This window comes from Streptomyces sp. Y20 (assembly GCF_043195475.1).
Classification (GTDB): domain Bacteria; phylum Actinomycetota; class Actinomycetes; order Streptomycetales; family Streptomycetaceae; genus Streptomyces.
In genome coordinates this window covers 105,864-118,723 of record NZ_JBIDDP010000018.1, presented here as the reverse complement: position 1 = coordinate 118,723, position 12,860 = coordinate 105,864, and the positions used below count along the sequence as shown (strand labels likewise).

Here is a 12,860-nt window from a genome sequence, read left to right as displayed (position 1 = left end):
CGTTGATCGAACGTTTTTCGGCGTACGGCACGCTCCTGGCCATGCACTCCGAAACCATCACCCCGGCCGACGACACCTGGCAGGCGCAGGCCCTGTGCGCGCAGACCGGGCCCGACTTCTTCTTCCCCGAACCCGGCAGTTCGGTGCGCGACGCGAAGCGCATCTGCGCCATGTGCGAGCTGCGCCCGGCCTGCCTGGACTACGCGCTGGCCAACGACGAGCGGTTCGGCGTCTGGGGCGGCCTGTCGGAGAAGGAACGTCTCGCCCTGCGGCGCACCGCCCGCTGACGCCGCCCGAGCGGGGCGGCCGGCCGACCACCCGCCCGCACGCGGGCCGTCAGCCTCCGGCGCGCGCCGCCATCCGGGCCTTGCGGGCGGCGAGCTTCTCGTCGAACTTCGAGGCCTCCGTGTCCAGCCCGCCCAGGAACAGACCCAGTTCCTCCTGCGCCCGGAGTCCCTCGGGGCCGAGACCGTCGATCTCCAGGACCTTCAGGAAGCGGAGCACCGGCTGGAGCACGTCGTCGTGGTGGATGCGCAGGTTGTAGACCTCGCCGATCGCCATCTGGGCGGCGGCCCGCTCGAACCCGGGGATGCCGTGGCCGGGCATGCGGAAGTTCACGACGACGTCCCGGACCGCCTGCATGGTCAGGTCGGGCGCCAGCTCGAACGCCGCCTTCAGCAGGTTGCGGTAGAAGACCATGTGCAGGTTCTCGTCGGTCGCGATCCGGGCCAGCATGCGGTCACAGACCGGGTCGCCGGACTGGTGGCCGGTGTTGCGGTGCGAGATCCGGGTGGCCAGCTCCTGGAAGGCGACGTAGGCGATCGAGTGCAGCATCGAGTGCCGGTTGTCGGACTCGAAGCCCTCGCTCATGTGGGACATGCGGAACTGCTCCAGCTGGTCCGGGTCGACCGCGCGCGAGGTGAGCAGGTAGTCGCGCATCACGATGCCGTGGCGGCCCTCCTCGGCCGTCCAGCGGTGCACCCAGGTGCCCCAGGCGCCGTCGCGGCCGAAGAGCGAGGCGATCTCGTGGTGGTAACTGGGGAGGTTGTCCTCGGTCAGCAGGTTGACGACGAGGGCGATCCGGCCGATGTCCGTGACCTTGGACTGGTCCTTCTGCCAGGGCTGCCCGTCCTCGAACAGGCCCGGGAAGTTGCGTCCGTCGCTCCACGGCACGTACTCGTGCGGCATCCAGTCCTTGGCGACTTTCAGATGCCGGTTCAGTTCGGTCTCGACCACTTCCTCCAGCGCGTGTAGCAGCCGCGCGTCGGTCCAGGCGGACGGGCTGCCGAGTCGGGGGGAGGTGATCGTCACGGGAACTCCAGGGGGACGCCGAACAGGGGGGAGGGGAATCCCGGCGAGCGGTGCCGGGCCCCGGTGAAATCGTAGGCTACGAAACCGTAGGTTACGAAGCCGTAGGTTAAGGGTGCCGTAAAGGAACCGCTGATCAGCCGTACGGAGCGGCCCTGTGCGGGGTGCGCGGCAGCCCCGGGACCCGCAGGTCCCGGGGCTGCCGGAGGCAGGGGATCACCCGGTCAGGCGTACAGCTCCCGCATGCGCACCGAGAGGCAGGTCACACACCCCTCCAGCTTCTCGAACTCGCTGATGTCCACCGTGACCACGTCGTGGCCGAGGTCGGTCAGCAGCTCCGCCGTCCTCGGAGCGCTCGCCGCCATGAGCAGTTTTCCGCCACCGAGCAGCACCACGTGCGCCCCGGTCTCCTCGGGCACCGACAGGAAGCCCGGGAACAGCGACGGGCGGTCCACCCGGGGGATGTGCCCGATCACCGTGCCGTCGGGCAGCGCGGTCACGGCCGACTTCAGGTGCAGCACCTTGCTCACGGGTACGGCCACCACCCGGGCGCCCAGCGGTTCGAAGGCCGCCCTCAGCTGCTGCACGCCGGCCGCGTTGGTCCGCCCGCCCCGGCCCACGTACACCGTGTCGCCGACCTTCAGGACGTCGCCACCGTCCAGCGTGCCCGGGTCCCAGATCCAGTTCACCGAGCAGCCGAGGCGGGCCACCGCCTCCTCCACACCGGCGGTCTCCGCCAGCCGGGACGCGGCTCCGGGCCGGGTGATCAACGCCACGTTCCGGTACATGACCACGGTGTCCTCGACGAACACCGAGTCGGGGCAGTCGTCGGCCGGTTCGACCTCGATCGTCTCCCAGCCGTTCGCGCGCAGGGCCTCTACGTAGGCCTCCCACTGCTCGGTGGCGAGCCCCACGTCGACCTTTTCCCGCTCGATGTGCGTCACCAGGCCGTCGGCGAGGCGGGGGCCGGGGCGGCGGACGAGGGCCTTCTTGCTGGGCACGACGGGCCTTTCGGGTCTATCGGTCGGCGGTGCGGTGTTCCGGCGCCGGTGAGACGGCGCCGGTCCGCCATCATGCAGGGCACCGCGGCCGGCACAAAACTCCCGCCGCCCGGCCGCGGCCGTTCCGGGGCTGCCGTCCGGGCCGGTCAGGCCGGGTCGCCGAGCGCCTCGGGTGTCGTCTCCTTCAGCTGTCCCCCCTCCATCAGCAGCCACCGCGTGATCCCGATCGACTCCAGGAACGGCAGGTCGTGGCCGGCCACGATCAGCGCGCCCTCGTACGACTCCAGGGCCGAGGTCAGCTGCCGGACGCTGGCCAGGTCGAGGTTGTTGGTCGGCTCGTCGAGCAGCAGCAACTGGGGCGCGGGCTCGGCGAGCAGCAGCGCGGCCAGGGCCGCCCGGAACCGCTCACCGCCCGACAGGGTGCCCGCCTTCTGGTCGGCCCGCGCGCCCCGGAAGAGGAAGCGGGCCAGCCGCGCCCGGACGCGGTTGCCGGTGGCGTCCGGCGCGAACCGGGCCACGTTCTCGGCCACCGTCAGGGCGTCGTCCAGTACGTCCAGCCGCTGGGGCAGGAACCGCAGCGGCACGTGCGCCGTCGCCGTGCCGGCCACCGGCGCGAGCTCCCCGGCGACGGTCCGCAGCAGCGTCGTCTTACCGGCGCCGTTGCGGCCGACGAGCGCGATCCGCTCCGGGCCGCGCAGGTCGAGCACGCCCTCCACGCGCGCGTGGTGGACCATGCGCAGGTCCTCCAGGGTGAGCACCTGCCGCCCGGGCGGTACGGCCGTGCGGGGCAGGTCGACGCGGATCTCGTCGTCGTCCCGTACGGCCTCCGCCGCCTCGTCCAGGCGTTCCCGGGCCCCTGCGAGCCGGTCCTCCTGCAGCAGGCGGTGCTTGCCCGCGGACTCCTGGGCGGCGCGTTTGCGCGCACCCATGACGATCTTCGGTTCGCGCTTGGAATCCCACATCTTCTGCCCGTAGCGCTTGCGCCGGGCCAGCTTGACCTGGGCGTCGGACAGTTCGCGCCGCTGCTTGCGCATATCGGCCTCGGCGACGCGCATCATCCGCTCGGCCGCCTCCTGCTCGACGGCCAGCGCCTGCTCGTAGGCCGTGAAGTTGCCGCCGTACCAGGTGACCTCCCCCGAGCGCAGCTCCGCGATCCGGTCGACCAGGTCGAGCAGTTCCCGGTCGTGGCTGACCACGACCAGGACACCCGGCCAGGAGGCGACGGCCTGGTACAGCCGGCGGCGCGCGTACAGGTCGAGGTTGTTGGTGGGCTCGTCGAGCAGCAGGACGTCCGGGCGGCGCAGCAGCAGCGCGGCGAGCCGCAGCAGCACCGACTCGCCGCCGGACACCTCACCGACGGTCCGGTCCAGACCGATGTGGCCGAGGCCGAGTTCACCGAGGGCGGCCAGGGCGCGCTCCTCGACGTCCCAGTCGTCGCCGAGGGCCTCGAAGTGCTCCTCGGTGGCGTCGCCGGCCTCGATGGCGTGCAGCGCGGCGCGCCGGCCGGCGATGCCGAGGGCTTCGTCGACGCGGAGCGCGGTGTCCAGGGTGACGTTCTGCGGCAGGTAGCCGGTCTCGCCGGCCGCCTTGACGGTGCCTTGGGCCGGGGTCAGTTCACCGGCCAGCAGTTTCAGCAGGGTGGACTTCCCTGATCCGTTGACGCCGACGAGCCCGGTCCGGCCGGGGCCGAAGGCGAGGTCGAGGCCGTCGAGGACGGTGGTGCCGTCGGGCCAGGCGAAGGACAGGGACGTACAGGTGAGGGATGCGGACATGGGCGCCTCGTTACGGTGCGAACGGTCGGTCGGACACGTGTCGAGACACCGCGAGGCGGAGACCGAAGGGCCTGTGAGCACAGGAGGCCACGAGAGAAGGCCTGTGCCAGGGACGGACGGCTCGGACGCCGAGGTCGTACGCCGCGCACACCTCACCGGTGCGACGCGGTGTCTCGGGACCTCAGACGAGCAACGTCCTTCTCCTATCGGCGGCAACAGAACCGCTGTACACGGTAGGAAAGGGCCGCAGGGGTGTCAACGGGATTACCGCGCCGCCCCGGCACGCGCGCGTGGCGCGGGGAACGGTGCTAGCAGGCGTCCCGCATCAGCTCGGCCAGGTCGTGGTCGAGGTCGAACTGGAGGTGTTCACGGCCGGCGGGCACCAGGGCGTCGGCCGCCTCCAGGAACTGCCGGATCTCACCGGAGCGCACATGGACGATCGCGGTGCCCTCGGGGGCGTGGAACTCCAGCACCGTGCGGTCGTACCCGTACGGCCGCACCCGGACGTCGCCGTGGCCCTCCGGTCCCGTCAGCCCGGCCGTCAGCAGCTCCCGGGAGAACGTCCAGCACACTTCGACACCCTCCAGGGTCGCCGGGGCGGGGAACGTCATGCGGACGGCGAACGGGTCACGCCGGTCGTAGCGCAGCGTGGCGGGGATGCTCGGCATGCGCGGTGCGGCGGCGACGAGGCGGGCCTCTACGGGCTGCTCGATGACGGTGGACAACGCCTTGCTCCCTCGTGACGGCTGGACTGCCTCCGGACGTGTGACACCCGGCACCGGAAGAGACGCAGGAAACTGCCGTTGCGTGCACACGGGGAACGAGTGACCTCGGTCACCGCCTTTCATGCACGGGGACCTGCCCGGTGTTCGCGATCACTTCCCGCTGTCCCCGCCGTGCCTGCGCGGGAGAGGCCAGGTGGTCCTCCGGACGGCGCCGGTGCGGTGGGCCGGCTTCGCCCGCCACGAGGCGCTCGGGGAGCACGCGACGCGCGGGACGGGCCAACAGGCCGCTGGCGGCGCGGCTGGCGCACGATCGGCACCGGGTCGTACGACACCGTGGACTGCGCGGGCGACCTGGGCTGCTGGGCGGCCGGCGAGCAGGGCAGGGTGGCCCGGCTGGAACGCTGATGTAGGCGGGCGCGAGGCGGGTACCCGTCCGCCGCCACGAATTGCCCGCCACGAAGGAGAGGAGCGATCATGCCAGCCGGTTCCAGCCCCAAGCGTGAGCGTCAGTACGAGCACATCAAGGACAGCGCCCAGGACCGGGGCGAGAGCGAGGGACGCGCCAAGGAGATCGCCGCGCGGACGGTGAACAAGGAACGCGCGCGGTCGGGCGAGTCCAAGACCGCCAGCCGCAGCTCCACGCAGGACAAGTCGTCCGGCGAGCGGGGCGGGCAGCGGTCCGGCAACCGGTCCGGCACGCACGGACCTACCCGCGACCAGCTCTACAACGAGGCGAAGCAGCGCGGCATCGAAGGCCGCTCGAACATGAACAAGGACGAGCTCCAGCGCGCGCTCGACTCGGAGAAGGGCTGAGCCGCCGGGCTCAGCCGAGCGTCTGCCGGTGGTCCGCCAGCTCCGGAGCCGTCTTCGTGGCGATGAACTCCGTGACGCGGTAGGCGCACACACCGGCGACGGTGAACGGGTCGCCCGCGACGAGCTCCTCGATGCGGGCGCGATCCTCCGCGACGGCCAGGATCACACCTCCGTCGCGGGGGTTCTTGCGTCCGGAGGCCAGGAAGAAGCCCTTCTCGTACTGCTCCTCCAGCCAGGCCGCATGGTCCGGCAGGACGGCGTCCACGGCGTCGAGGGGCGCGGTGTAGGTCAGCTCCAGTACGAACATGATCGCGAGCCTACCCCCGGCGGGCCGCCGTCCCGCGGCGGGCCCGTACAGTCGCCCACCATGACGATCGTCGGCGTACCCGCGGGCTGGCCCGCGACCGAGGAAGAGGCCCGTGCCGTACAGGACGGGCTGCGCGGGCGGGTGGTCCTCGACGAGCCCGGACCGCCGCCGGGGACGGGCCTGGTCACGGGGGTCGACGTCGCCTACGACGACGGCCTGGACCTCGTCGCGGCGGCGGCCGTCGTGCTGGACGCCGCGACCCTGGAGGTCGTCGCCGAGGCGACGGCCGTGGGCCGGGTCTCCTTCCCGTACGTGCCCGGGCTCCTGGCCTTCCGCGAGATCCCGACCGTGCGGGCCGCCCTGGACCGGCTGATGTGCCCGCCCGGCCTGGTGGTCTGCGACGGCTACGGGGTGGCCCATCCGCGCCGCTTCGGCCTGGCGAGCCATCTCGGCGTGCTCATGGACCTGCCGACCATCGGCGTCGCCAAGAACCCGTTCACCTTCACCTACGACGACCCGGCACCGGCGCGGGGCAGTTCCGCGCCCCTGCTCGACGGGACCGAGGAGGTCGGGCGCGCCCTGCGCACCCGCGACGGCGTCAAGCCGGTGTTCGTCTCGGCCGGCCACCGGGTGGGCCTCGGCACCGCCCTGGCACACACCCTGGCGCTCACCCCGCGCTACCGGCTGCCCGAGACCACGCGCCGGGCGGACGCCCTGTGCCGGCGGGCCCTGCGGGCGGCCGTCACGGCTGCACCCCCGGATCAGGCCGATCCCGGCCGACCGCGGCAGGATCAGGGCGAAGGCGTCAGCGTTCCGCCGCCACCCGGAAGGTGATTCCGGCGGCGCGCAGCCGCTCGGTCAGGGCGTCGCCCATCGCCTCGGCCGTGGTGACCTGTCCGGCCGTCGGCGGCAGGTCGTCGAAGGCCAGGCTCAGGGCCGCCTCGGCGAACATCTTCGCCGTCTCGTCGTAGCCGGGGTCGCCGCCGGCGACCTCCGTGAACACGCGGCGTCCGCCGCCCTCGCCGACGAACCGCACCTTGAACCAGCTCTTCGCCCGCTTCTGCGCGCTGGGTCCGTCGCCCGGCCGGAGCCGGTCCGACAGCCAGTGGCGGGCGGGCGGCAGCTGGGCCGCCGCGGTCAGCGCGCCGACGGCGGCGACCGAGCCGAGGGCGACCGGCAGGCGCCGGACGGCGGCGTAGTGCCGGTAACGGAAGTCCGGGCCGTACCGCTCCAGCGCCCGTGCCGAACGGCGCACGATCTGCGGGTCGATGGTCGGCAGCGGCAGCGCCCACGCGCCGACCTCGCCGGCGAACCTCGGCGCGCCCGTCGGCGCCGTCACCCGGCGGCCCGGCAGCCGCGGCTCGTACCGGGCCCGCTCACGGGCGGCGCCCAGCATCCGCCGGCCCCGGGCCAGCTGATTCAGCGCCGAGGCGAGGGTGCCGCCGGAGAAGGCCGCGTCGGCCGTCACATAGCCGTCCACCGTCAGCGGGACCCCCTCCGGCAGCTGCCGGACCGTGAAGTACGCGCCGAGATCGTGCGGTACGGAGTCGAACCCGCAGGCGTGCACGAGGCGCGCGCCCGTCTCGCGCGCGCGTGCGTCGTGCCGGACGTACATCAGGTCGACGAACTCCGGCTCACCGGTGAGGTCCAGGTAGTCGGCCCCCGTGTCGGCGCAGGAGGCGACGAGTTCCTCGCCGTGCAGCACGTAGGGCCCCACGGTCGTGGCGACCACGCGCGCGTGCTCGGCGAGGGTGCGCAGGGTGGCCGGTTCGGTCACGTCGGCCCGCAGCACGCCGGGGTCCGCGCCGCCGGGCAGCTGTTCGCGCAGCTCCTCCAGCCCGCGCTCGTCGCGGCCGGCGACGGCCCAGCGCAGGTCCTTCGGCGCGTGCGCGGCGAGATACCGGGCCGTGAGTGTGCCGACGAAGCCCGTGGCTCCGAAGAGCACGAGGTCGTAAGGACGGTCTGTCCTGTTCAGCCTGCTCATGACACCCCTCGGTTCGTGCGGCCTGCCGCGCAGCCCGCGCCGCTGTCGGTGGCTGAGGCTAGCGTGAGGTGTGCGCAGTCCGACACGTCACCCGGAGGAAGCGATGGCGGTGGCCGGGAATGCCCCGCTGCGCCCGGGCGCCGGAGAGGCGTCGGGGGGCGCGTCACTCTCCCGGGTGAGGAGTGAACGGTACGGGCACTCGGCTAAGCGCTTGCTCGTTCAGGTCTTGTGCCCGGTGGAACGCGTTCTTAGCATCATCGGTGTTACATCAGTTGTGTCACACATGCTCGGGGAGCTGGTCGCATGACAACGGCAGGGACGCCGACGCCGGGTGCCGGTCCGCTCCACGGCGTGCGCGTGGTCGAGCTGGCCGGCATCGGACCGGGCCCGTTCGCCGCCATGCTGCTGGCCGACCTGGGCGCCGACGTCGTCCGGGTGGACCGCCCGGGCGGCCCCGGCCTCGCCATCGACCCCGCGTACGACATCACCAACCGCAACAAGCGCTCGGTCATGGTCGACCTGAAGGCACCGGACGGCCCCGCGCGCGTCCTGGACCTCGCCGAGCGGGCCGACATCCTCGTCGAGGGCTACCGCCCGGGCGTCGCCGAGCGGCTCGGCGTCGGCCCCGAGGACTGCCACGCCCGCAACCCCCGGCTGGTCTACGGCCGCATGACCGGCTGGGGCCAGGACGGCCCCCTCGCCCGGCGCGCGGGCCACGACATCGCCTACATCGCACTCACCGGCACGCTCGGCATGACCGGCCGCCCCGGCGAGCCCCCGGCGGCCCCCGCCAACCTCCTCGGGGACTACGCGGGCGGCTCCCTCTACCTCGTCATCGGCGTCCTCGCCGCCCTGCACCACGCGCGCGCGACCGGCAGCGGCCAGGTGGTCGACGCCGCCATCGTCGACGGCACGGCCCACCTCTCCACGATGATCCACGGCATGCTCGCCGCCGGCGCCTGGCACGACCGGCGCGCCGCGAACCTGCTGGACGGCGGCTGCCCCTACTACGGCACCTACGAGACCGCCGACGGCGGCCACATGGCGGTCGGCGCCCTGGAGGAGAAGTTCTACGACGAGTTCCTCCGCCTGCTCGGCCTGGACGGCCTGGCGTCCGCCCGCACGGACCCGGCCCGCTGGAACGAGCTGCGCGATCGGATCGCCGCCCGCTTCGGATCCCGCACCCGGGCCGAGTGGACCGCCGTCTTCGAGGGCTCCGACGCCTGCGTGGCACCCGTACTGACGCTGCGCGAGGCCCCGCACCACCCGCACCTGGCCGCCCGCGGCACCTTCACCGACCACGACGGCATCACCCAGCCCGCCCCCGCGCCCCGATTCTCCGCGACGCCCACCACCGTCCGCGGCGGCCCCGCCCGGCCCGGCGCGGACACGGAGGCGGTCGCCCGGGACTGGGGCATACCCGCACGCCCGACCGACGACCTGGTCACCGACGGCGGCTGACCCCGCCCCCCGCTCGGCCCACCCTTCCGAAAGGCACAACCAGTGAGCACCGAAGCGTACGTGTACGACGCGATCCGCACCCCGCGCGGGCGCGGCAAGGCGAACGGCGCCCTGCACGGCACGAAGCCCATCGACCTGGTCGTCGGCCTCATCCACGAGATCCGCGACCGCTTCCCGGGCCTGGACCCGGCGGCGATCGACGACATCGTGCTGGGCGTCGTCGGACCCGTCGGCGACCAGGGCGCCGACATCGCCCGGATCGCCGCCATCGCCGCCGGGCTGCCGGACACGGTCGCGGGCGTGCAGGAGAACCGCTTCTGCGCCTCCGGCCTGGAATCCGTCAACCTGGCCGCCGCCAAGATCCGCTCGGGCTGGGAGGACCTGGTCCTCGCGGGCGGTGTCGAGTCCATGTCCCGCGTCCCGATGGCCTCCGACGGCGGCGCCTGGTTCAACGACCCGATGACCAACCTCGCTGTCAACTTCGTGCCCCAGGGCATCAGCGCCGACCTGATCGCCACCATCGAGGGCTTCTCCCGCCGGGACGTCGACGAATACGCGGCCCTGTCCCAGGAGCGCGCCGCCACCGCCTGGAAGGAAGGGCGCTTCGACCGCTCGGTCGTGCCCGTCAGGGACCGCAACGGCCTGGTCGTCCTCGACCACGACGAACACATGCGCCCCGGCACCACCGCCGACTCCCTCGCCAGGCTGAAGCCGTCCTTCGCGGACATCGGCGAGCTGGGCGGCTTCGACGCGGTCGCGCTCCAGAAGTACCACCACGTGGAGAAGATCGAACACGTCCACCACGCGGGCAACTCCTCCGGCATCGTGGACGGCGCCTCGCTCGTCGCGGTCGGCTCCAGGGAGGTCGGCGAGCGATACGGCCTGACCCCCCGCGCCCGGATCGTCTCCGCGGCCGTCTCCGGCTCCGAGCCCACCATCATGCTCACCGGCCCCGCCCCCGCCACCCGCAAGGCCCTGGCCAAGGCCGGCCTCACCATCGACGACATCGACCTCGTCGAGATCAACGAGGCGTTCGCCGCGGTCGTGCTGCGCTTCGTGCGGGACATGGGCCTGTCCCTGGACAAGGTCAACGTCAACGGCGGCGCCATCGCCCTCGGCCACCCGCTCGGCGCGACCGGCGCGATGATCCTCGGCTCGCTCATCGACGAACTGGAGCGCCAGGACAAGCGCTACGGCCTCGCCACGCTCTGCGTGGGCGGCGGCATGGGCGTCGCCACCATCGTCGAGCGCATCTGAACTCCCTGCGGAAACAAGCGACCTCAACGGAGACGACTGTCATGACCGAGAGCACCACCATCCGCTGGGAGCAGGACGACACCGGTGTCGTCACCCTCGTCCTGGACGACCCGAACCAGTCCGCGAACACCATGAACCAGGCCTTCCGGGCCTCCGTCACGGCGATCGCCGCGCGCGCGGAGGCAGAGAAGGACTCCATCCGCGGCATCATCTACACCTCCGCCAAGAAGACCTTCTTCGCCGGCGGCGACCTCAAGGACATGATCAAGGCCCGCCCCGAGGACGCCCAGCGGGTCTTCGACACCGCGACCGAGATCAAGAACGCGCTGCGCCGCATCGAGACCCTCGGCAAGCCGGTCGTCGCCGCCATCAACGGCGCGGCCCTCGGCGGCGGCTACGAGATCGCGCTCGCCTCCCACCACCGCATCGCCCTGGACGCCCCCGGCTCCCGGATCGGCCTGCCCGAGGTCACCCTCGGCCTGCTGCCCGCGGGCGGCGGCGTCACCCGCACGGTACGGCTGATGGGCATCACGGACGCCCTGCTGAAAGTGCTGCTCCAGGGCACCCAGTACACCCCCCGGCGCGCCCAGGAGAACGGCCTCGTCCACGAGGTCGCCGCGAGCGAGGAGGAGATGTTCGCCAAGGCCCGCGCCTTCATCGACGCCCACCCCGAGTCGCACCAGCCCTGGGACGTCCCCGGTCACAAGATCCCCGGCGGCACCCCGGCCCACCCGAAGTTCGCGGCCAACCTGCCCGCGTTCCCGGCCAGCCTGCGCAAGCAGACGGGCGGCGCCCCCTATCCGGCCCCGCGCAACATCATGGCCGCCGCCGTCGAGGGCTCCCAGGTCGACTTCGAGACCGCGATCACCATCGAGACCCGCTACTTCACCGAGCTGGTCACCGGGCAGACCGCGAAGAACATGATCCAGGCGTTCTTCTTCGACCTCCAGGCGGTCAACTCCGGCGTCAGCCGCCCCCAGGGCATCGAGCCCCGCCCGGTCCGCAGGGTCGCCGTCCTGGGCGCCGGCATGATGGGCGCCGGCATCGCGTACTCGTGCGCCCGCGCGGGCATCGACGTCCTCCTGAAGGACGTCTCCCTGGAGGCGGCCGTCAAGGGCAAGGGCTACTCCGAGAAGCTGTGCGCCAAGGCCGTCGCCAAGGGCCGCACCAGCCAGGAGAAGGCGGACGCGCTGCTCGCCCGGATCACGCCCACCGCCGACGTGGCCGACCTCGCGGGCTGCGACGCGGTCATCGAGGCCGTCTTCGAGGACACCGCCCTCAAGCACAAGGTGTTCCAGGAGACCGAGTCCGTCGTCGCCCCCGACGCGCTGCTGTGCTCCAACACCTCCACGCTGCCCATCACCACCCTCGCCGAGGGCGTGGAGCGCCAGGCCGACTTCATCGGGCTGCACTTCTTCTCGCCGGTCGACAAGATGCCGCTGGTCGAGATCATCAAGGGTGAGCGCACCGGCGAGGAGGCCATCGCGCGCGCCTTCGACCTGGTCCGGCAGATCAACAAGACGCCGATCGTCGTCAACGACTCGCGCGGCTTCTTCACCTCCCGGGTGATCGGCCACTTCATCAACGAGGGCGTCGCCATGGTCGGCGAGGGGATCGAGCCCGCCTCCGTCGAGCAGGCCGCCGCCCAGGCCGGCTACCCGGCCAAGGTGCTGTCCCTCATGGACGAGCTGACCCTCACCCTCCCGCGCAAGATCCGTGAGGAGACCCGGCGGGCCGTGGAGGAGACGGGCGGCACCTGGGCGGCGCACCCGGCGGAGGCGGTCATCGACCGCATGGTCGACGAGTTCGGCCGCCCCGGCCGCAGCGGCGGCGCCGGGTTCTACGACTACACCGAGGAGGGCGAGCGGGCCGGACTGTGGCCGGGCCTGCGCGAGCACTTCACCACGGCCGGGTACGAGATCCCGTTCCGGGACATGCAGGAGCGCATGCTCTTCGCCGAGGCCCTCGACACCGTACGCCTCCTGGAGGAGGGCGTCCTGATCTCGGTCGCCGACGCCAACATCGGCTCGATCCTGGGCATCGGCTTCCCCGGCTGGACCGGTGGCGTCCTCCAGTACATCAACGGCTACGAAGGAGGCCTGCCCGGCTTCGTCGCCCGCGCGCGCGAGCTGGCCGAGCGCTACGGCGAGCGGTTCACCCCGCCCGCGCTGCTCGTGACGAAGGCCGAGCGGGGGGAGACCTTCACCGACGCCCGCTGACCCGCCGGCCTGC

At 72.5% G+C, this 12,860-nt stretch carries 12 protein-coding genes and 1 pseudogene; 7 read left to right on the top strand and 6 right to left on the bottom strand.

Annotated elements, in window-relative coordinates:
- Positions 1-41 precede the first annotated feature (41 nt).
- A complete protein-coding gene (locus tag ACGFT1_RS32895; RefSeq protein WP_356820306.1) occupies positions 42-287 on the top strand; it encodes a WhiB family transcriptional regulator in 246 nt (81 codons plus the stop codon).
- A 49-nt stretch (positions 288-336) separates the two neighbouring features.
- Here ACGFT1_RS32895 and ACGFT1_RS32890 read toward each other — a convergent pair whose 3' ends face one another.
- From ACGFT1_RS32890 to ACGFT1_RS32875, 4 genes are all read right to left on the bottom strand, one after another.
- On the bottom strand, positions 337-1,311 hold the full coding sequence (locus ACGFT1_RS32890; RefSeq protein WP_373912638.1) for an acyl-ACP desaturase: 975 nt from the start codon (positions 1,309-1,311) through the stop codon (positions 337-339).
- 221 nt (positions 1,312-1,532) lie between these two features.
- The gene (gene ddaH, locus ACGFT1_RS32885; protein WP_356820310.1) at positions 1,533-2,309 is read right to left on the bottom strand and encodes a dimethylargininase; all 777 of its coding nucleotides are present in this window, start codon (positions 2,307-2,309) and stop codon (positions 1,533-1,535) included.
- Positions 2,310-2,455: 146 nt separating this feature from the next.
- Positions 2,456-4,081, bottom strand: a complete 1,626-nt coding sequence (locus ACGFT1_RS32880) for an ABC-F family ATP-binding cassette domain-containing protein (RefSeq protein ID WP_373912637.1) — start codon at positions 4,079-4,081, stop codon at positions 2,456-2,458.
- 308 nt (positions 4,082-4,389) lie between these two features.
- Positions 4,390-4,806 (bottom strand): SsgA family sporulation/cell division regulator, encoded by a 417-nt coding sequence (locus tag ACGFT1_RS32875; protein ID WP_373912636.1) that lies wholly within the window; start codon positions 4,804-4,806, stop codon positions 4,390-4,392.
- A gap of 273 nt (positions 4,807-5,079) precedes the next feature.
- On the opposite strand from ACGFT1_RS32875, the pseudogene ACGFT1_RS32870 reads away from it, so the two are divergent.
- Positions 5,080-5,211, top strand: a pseudogene (locus ACGFT1_RS32870) (oxidoreductase); the annotation flags it as partial.
- A gap of 69 nt (positions 5,212-5,280) precedes the next feature.
- Positions 5,281-5,619 carry a plasmid stabilization protein gene (locus tag ACGFT1_RS32865; RefSeq protein ID WP_373912635.1) on the top strand — a complete coding sequence of 113 codons (339 nt, stop codon included), beginning with the start codon at positions 5,281-5,283 and terminating at the stop codon, positions 5,617-5,619.
- Between the two features lie 10 nt (positions 5,620-5,629).
- Here the strand turns inward: ACGFT1_RS32865 and ACGFT1_RS32860 are convergent, their stop codons facing one another.
- Positions 5,630-5,926 (bottom strand): YciI family protein, encoded by a 297-nt coding sequence (locus tag ACGFT1_RS32860; protein ID WP_373912634.1) that lies wholly within the window; start codon positions 5,924-5,926, stop codon positions 5,630-5,632.
- Positions 5,927-5,986: 60 nt separating this feature from the next.
- Here ACGFT1_RS32860 and ACGFT1_RS32855 point away from each other — a divergent pair, with 60 nt between their 5' ends.
- A complete protein-coding gene (locus tag ACGFT1_RS32855) occupies positions 5,987-6,760 on the top strand; it encodes an endonuclease V (RefSeq protein WP_373912633.1) in 774 nt (257 codons plus the stop codon).
- Here the strand turns inward: ACGFT1_RS32855 and ACGFT1_RS32850 are convergent.
- Positions 6,732-7,910, bottom strand: coding sequence for a trans-acting enoyl reductase family protein (locus ACGFT1_RS32850; protein ID WP_373912632.1), 1,179 nt, complete (start codon positions 7,908-7,910; stop codon positions 6,732-6,734). The genes ACGFT1_RS32855 and ACGFT1_RS32850 overlap by 29 nt on opposite strands.
- Before the next feature lie 303 nt (positions 7,911-8,213).
- Between ACGFT1_RS32850 and ACGFT1_RS32845 the strand changes: the two genes are divergently transcribed.
- Genes ACGFT1_RS32845 through ACGFT1_RS32835 form a run of 3 tightly spaced genes read left to right on the top strand, consistent with a single transcriptional unit; the run spans position 8,214 to position 12,847 of the window.
- Entirely contained in the window at positions 8,214-9,371 is a 1,158-nt protein-coding gene (locus ACGFT1_RS32845) for a CaiB/BaiF CoA transferase family protein (RefSeq protein ID WP_373912631.1), read from the top strand.
- Positions 9,372-9,413: 42 nt separating this feature from the next.
- Positions 9,414-10,628, top strand: a complete 1,215-nt coding sequence (locus ACGFT1_RS32840; RefSeq protein ID WP_373912630.1) for an acetyl-CoA C-acetyltransferase — start codon at positions 9,414-9,416, stop codon at positions 10,626-10,628.
- A gap of 41 nt (positions 10,629-10,669) precedes the next feature.
- Positions 10,670-12,847 (top strand): 3-hydroxyacyl-CoA dehydrogenase NAD-binding domain-containing protein, encoded by a 2,178-nt coding sequence (locus tag ACGFT1_RS32835; RefSeq protein WP_373912629.1) that lies wholly within the window; start codon positions 10,670-10,672, stop codon positions 12,845-12,847.
- Positions 12,848-12,860: the final 13 nt, after the last annotated feature.

Excerpts from the sequence above, each read along its gene's own strand:
- ACGFT1_RS32895 (WP_356820306.1), top strand. The coding sequence starts at position 42 with ATGCACTCCGAAACCATCACCCCGGCCGACGACACCTGGCAGGCGCAG.
- ACGFT1_RS32880 (WP_373912637.1), bottom strand. The coding sequence starts at position 4,081 with ATGTCCGCATCCCTCACCTGTACGTCCCTGTCCTTCGCCTGGCCCGAC.
- ACGFT1_RS32865 (WP_373912635.1), top strand. The coding sequence starts at position 5,281 with ATGCCAGCCGGTTCCAGCCCCAAGCGTGAGCGTCAGTACGAGCACATC.
- ACGFT1_RS32860 (WP_373912634.1), bottom strand. The coding sequence starts at position 5,926 with ATGTTCGTACTGGAGCTGACCTACACCGCGCCCCTCGACGCCGTGGAC.
- ACGFT1_RS32855 (WP_373912633.1), top strand. The coding sequence starts at position 5,987 with ATGACGATCGTCGGCGTACCCGCGGGCTGGCCCGCGACCGAGGAAGAG.
- ACGFT1_RS32850 (WP_373912632.1), bottom strand. The coding sequence starts at position 7,910 with ATGAGCAGGCTGAACAGGACAGACCGTCCTTACGACCTCGTGCTCTTC.
- ACGFT1_RS32845 (WP_373912631.1), top strand. The coding sequence starts at position 8,214 with ATGACAACGGCAGGGACGCCGACGCCGGGTGCCGGTCCGCTCCACGGC.
- ACGFT1_RS32835 (WP_373912629.1), top strand. The coding sequence starts at position 10,670 with ATGACCGAGAGCACCACCATCCGCTGGGAGCAGGACGACACCGGTGTC.